The organism is Amphibacillus sediminis NBRC 103570, assembly GCF_001552275.1.
GTDB lineage: Bacteria > Bacillota > Bacilli > Bacillales > Amphibacillaceae > Amphibacillus_B > Amphibacillus_B sediminis.
This window is the reverse complement of the sequence record NZ_BCQW01000063.1, coordinates 1-1,675: the sequence shown is the minus strand read 5'-3', so window position 1 is coordinate 1,675 and position 1,675 is coordinate 1. Positions and strand designations below refer to the sequence as shown.

The following is a 1,675-nucleotide window of genomic DNA, read 5'->3' as shown; positions in this document are numbered from 1 at the left end:
AACTGCCCCCTGTCAAGTAGACAGCGGAAATAATAAAAATGAATTTAAGCGGCTTTAGCTCTATATTCAACAGGGCTAAGGCCGTTTAGTCTTTCTTGATATCTTTCATAATTGTAGAAATAAATGTATTCATCAATGGATTTTGAGAGTTCCTCAAATGTCTCATACTTGTGCAGATAATACTCCTCACATTTGAGAGCTCCCCAAAACGATTCCATTGGTCCGTTATCAATACATTTACCAACTCGTGACATACTGTGCGTCATTCCTGCCTTATCTATTCTCCGTTTAAACCCATGCGAAGTATATTGAAACCCACGGTCACTATGAATGAGTGGGTGATCACTGTCTATTTGATTAGTAGCCTGATCTAGGGTCTTAAATACTAGTTTATTATTATTAGAATGTCCTAAAACATAGCTAATAATCGAACCATCATAAAGATCAAGAATCGCACTTAAATAAGCTTTCCTTGAAGTACCATATTTGAACTCAGTAACATCCGTTACCCATTTTTCATTTGGTTTTTCAGCAGTAAATTCACGATTTAATAAATTCTCTGCCATGTGCAAAGGGTTCGAACGCTTAGATCTTGTCTTCTTCCTCCGTATAACAGATTGAATCCCGGCAATTTTCATTAGCCTGTAAATACGCTTATGATTAAAATTTTTGCCAAGCTTTCGATTGATATTTATCAACATTCGACGATAACCATAGATACCCTTGACATTCATATAAATAGTTTTCATTTCCTTTATAATTTCTTCATTTTCAAGTTCACGAGAGGAAGGCTTACGGTTTAACCATTTATAGTAAGCAGCTCTTGAAATACCTGCAATTTTGCATAATAAGACGATACTTAGTTGATCAGTTTCATAAAGTTCTTTAATAGCAATATATTTTTCTTCAAATCTTACTTGACTTATTTTCGCCTCCTTTCGATCTCCTCTAACTTTTTTAAGAAAGCATTCTCTGCACGTAAGCGTTCATTTTCTTTTTCAATTCGACGCATTTCAAACTTCATTTTTTCTTCTGGAGTTAACTCTTCTAAGCTCTTCGAGCGTCCTCGCCGATCCTTTAACGCATCCCATCCATCATTTTCATATTTACGAACCCATTGATATACTTGTTGGTATGATACTTGATGCTTTTCAGCTGTTTCTTGATAATTTTTTCCATTACTTAAAGCTTCTTGTACAATTTCAATTCGTTCTTTCCAAGTTGTTTTTCTTCCTTTAGTCATAGAGTGTGTTCTCCTTATTCCCGTATCTTTTAATTCTCTATGACCATTATAACGCTTGACCCAACTATGGAGTACCGATTTACTAGAAATTTCATACATAGAAACAATCTCTCGAAGAGAGTACTTTCCTGATAAATAATCTACTACAGCTGATTGCTTTATTTCTTTAGAATAAGACTTCCATCCTTTGGAATCCTTTAATCCTTCTACGCCATACCTTTCATATTTCTCAGACCAAAGATATATAGTGGTACGTGGAATACCATATTGCGAGCATAATTCTTCTAATGAATAAATCTCATTCTTATAAATTTTCAAAACTTCAAGCTTAAACTGAATCGAGTAATACTTATTCTTATTTGACAAAAAAACTCCCCCTAAGGAAAACAGATTTTTATTTTTTAATCTGTCTACCTTAAGGGGAGCATATCA

1 protein-coding gene is annotated in these 1,675 nt (G+C 34.1%); it reads right to left on the bottom strand.

The annotated features are described in order from the left end of the window. Positions 1-44: 44 nt before the first annotated feature. Positions 45-1,609 (bottom strand): IS3 family transposase gene (locus tag ASE01S_RS15660; RefSeq protein ID WP_245630407.1). Its coding sequence is split into 2 segments (ribosomal slippage): positions 45-970 and positions 970-1,609, totalling 1,566 coding nucleotides; the frame shifts between segments, so codons are not numbered across the junction. Between the last annotated feature and the right edge of the window lie 66 nt (positions 1,610-1,675).